This is a genomic window from Pseudomonas sp. K5002, assembly GCF_013386655.1.
Taxonomy (GTDB): Bacteria; Pseudomonadota; Gammaproteobacteria; order Pseudomonadales; family Pseudomonadaceae; genus Aquipseudomonas.
The window spans coordinates 786-3,318 of record NZ_JACARK010001098.1; the positions used below are offsets into that span (position 1 = coordinate 786).

Annotated in this window: 4 protein-coding genes; 3 read left to right on the forward strand and 1 reads right to left on the reverse strand. The window is 62.7% G+C overall.

Annotated elements, in window-relative coordinates; translation table 11 throughout:
- Positions 1-34: 34 nt before the first annotated feature.
- Genes HX846_RS33600 through HX846_RS33610 form a run of 3 tightly spaced genes read left to right on the forward strand, consistent with a single transcriptional unit; the run spans position 35 to position 2,415 of the window.
- Entirely contained in the window at positions 35-799 is a 765-nt protein-coding gene (locus HX846_RS33600) for an SDR family oxidoreductase (protein ID WP_178967087.1), read from the forward strand.
- Complete coding sequence (locus tag HX846_RS33605; RefSeq protein ID WP_003219515.1) at positions 796-1,143, forward strand: L-rhamnose mutarotase; 348 nt, start codon at positions 796-798, stop codon at positions 1,141-1,143. Before HX846_RS33600 ends, HX846_RS33605 begins: the two co-directional genes overlap by 4 nt.
- Before the next feature lie 51 nt (positions 1,144-1,194).
- A complete protein-coding gene (locus HX846_RS33610; RefSeq protein ID WP_008432753.1) occupies positions 1,195-2,415 on the forward strand; it encodes a sugar MFS transporter in 1,221 nt (406 codons plus the stop codon).
- Here HX846_RS33610 and HX846_RS33615 read toward each other — a convergent pair.
- Positions 2,357-2,533 (reverse strand): helix-turn-helix domain-containing protein (locus HX846_RS33615; protein ID WP_178967088.1); only part of this gene is annotated, 177 nt, incomplete at its 5' end. The genes HX846_RS33610 and HX846_RS33615 overlap by 59 nt on opposite strands.

The window sequence follows — 2,533 nt, forward strand, 5'->3', positions numbered from 1 at the left end:
CCCCCGCTCCCACAGTTGAGATGAGGACATCCTGATGAACCGAATCGCGCTTGTAACCGGCGCATCCCGTGGCCTCGGCGAATGCATCGCCCGGCGCCTGCACGCCGCAGGCTACCGCGTGGGCCTGGCGGATGTGCACCTGGACGGCGTGCAGCGCCTGGCCTCTGAACTCGACAACCGCGGCGAAACCGCCGTCGCCATCGAGCTGGATGTGCGCAACAAGGCCGATTTTATTCGCGCCCGGGACCTGCTCAGCGAGCGCTGGGGCGGCACCGATATCCTGGTGAACAACGCCGGGGTCAACGACGGCGTGGGCCTGGATGCGGGCCGTGCAGCGTTCGTCGAATCCCTGGAAAAGAACCTGATTCATTACTACTTGATGACCCACTTGTGCCTCGATGCCCTCAAGGCCAGCCGCGGGGCAATCGTGAATATCAGCTCCAAGACGGCCCTCACCGGCCAGGGCGGTACCAGCGGTTATACCGCCGCAAAAGGTGCGCAGCTGTCACTGACCCGGGAATGGGCCGCCTCCTTGCTGGAGTTCGGCATCCGGGTCAATGCCGTGGTGCCCGCCGAGGTGCTGACGCCGCTGTATCAACGCTGGATCGACGGCTTCGACAACCCCGAGGCCAAGCTCGCCGCCATCGTCGAAAAAATCCCCTTGGGCAAACGGATGACCACTCCCGAGGAAATTGCCGACAGCGTGCTGTTCCTGCTCTCACCCCGCGCCTCCCACACCACCGGACAGTGGCTGGTGGTGGATGGAGGCTACACCCACCTCGACCGGGCGCTGACATGAGCGGCCAACGTTACTGCCTGGCCCTGGACCTGATCGACGATGCGGCATTGATCGCCGAGTACCAGCAGTTGCATCGACGCATCTGGCCTGCCGTGGCAGAGCATCTGCGCAGCCAGCAAATCCTGGAAATGCAGATCTGGCGCCTGGGCACGCGGCTGTTCATGGTCATGGACACTGCGGCCGGGTTCAGCTTCGAAGGGCTGGACCACGCTGCACGCGCCAACCCCGACGTGCAAGCCTGGGAAACCCTGATGTGGCGCTTCCAGGCCCCCACGCCGTGGACTGACCCCGGCGGCAAATGGCAGCCCCTGGAGCAGATTTTCTGCCTCACCGACCAACCCTGATAACCGCTGCATCGCACGCCTTGATCCCATAAAAACAACAGGAGAAGCGTCATGTTAAGCAAAGATACACACCTGCCAGGCACCCGTGCCGTGCCGACCTATCGCTGGGCGCTGATGCTGGTGACCAGTCTGTTTTTCCTCTGGGGCTTGTCCTACGGTTTGCTCGACGTACTGAACAAGCACTTCCAGGAAGTCCTGCACGTCAGCAAGGCCCAGTCCGGGCTGTTGCAAAGCGCCTATTTCGGCGCGTACTTCCTGATTGCCCTGCCGGCCGGGTTGTTGATGGACCGCCACGGCTACAAGGCCGGGATCCTGCTGGGCCTGTGCCTGTATGCGACGGGCGCGCTGCTGTTCATGCCGGCGGCTGCGGCGGCGAGCTTTCCGTTTTTCCTGTTCGCGCTGTTTGTCATCGCCTGCGGCCTGGGCTGCCTGGAGACCGCTGCCAACCCCTATGCCACGGTGCTGGGCGAACCCCAGGGCGCCGAGCGGCGGTTGAACCTGGCGCAATCATTCAATGGCCTTGGCCAGTTCTTCGGCCCGCTGATTGGCGGCGCGATGTTCTTCAGCGCCGGCAGCACACCGGCCTCGGACATGAGTTCGTTGCAGACCACCTACGTGGTGATCGCGGTCCTGGTACTGCTGGTGGCGCTGCTGATCGCCCGCACGCCGCTGCCGGATTTGCGCGCGCAGGAACAGGCACTGCAACCGACGGCCGGCAAGGGTCTGTGGCAGCACCGGGAGTTTGTCGGTGGGGTGATCACGCAGTTTTTCTATGTGGCGGCCCAGGTCGGAGTCGGCGCATTTTTCATCAACTACGTCACCGAGCATTGGGCACAGATGGGCAATCAGCAAGCCGCCTATCTGCTGTCGATCGCAATGCTGGCCTTCATGTTCGGGCGCTTTTTCAGTACCTGGCTGATGGGCCGGGTCAGCGCGCAGAAGCTGCTGCTGATTTATGCGCTGATCAATATCGCGTTGTGCGGCCTGGTGGTGATCGGCCTGGAAGGTATCTCGGTGATCGCGCTGATCGCGGTGTTCTTCTTCATGTCGATCATGTTCCCGACGCTGTTCGCCATGGGCGTGAAGAACCTCGGGCCGCACACCAAGCGCGGCAGTTCGTTCATGATCATGGCGATCGTCGGCGGCGCCCTGATGCCCTACTTGATGGGCAAGGTGGCGGACAACAGCACAGTGGCGCTGGCTTACCTGTTGCCTATGGGGTGTTTCGTGATTGTGGCGGTGTATGCCCGTAGTCGCTTGCGCCATCCGTGAAGTACCGCCCCGGCGTCGTCCCGAACGTACGCCGGAACATCGCAATAAAGGCACTGACGTTTTCATAACCCAGGTCCAGCGCAACCCGGGTCACGGGTGCATGCGCCGCCAGCAACTC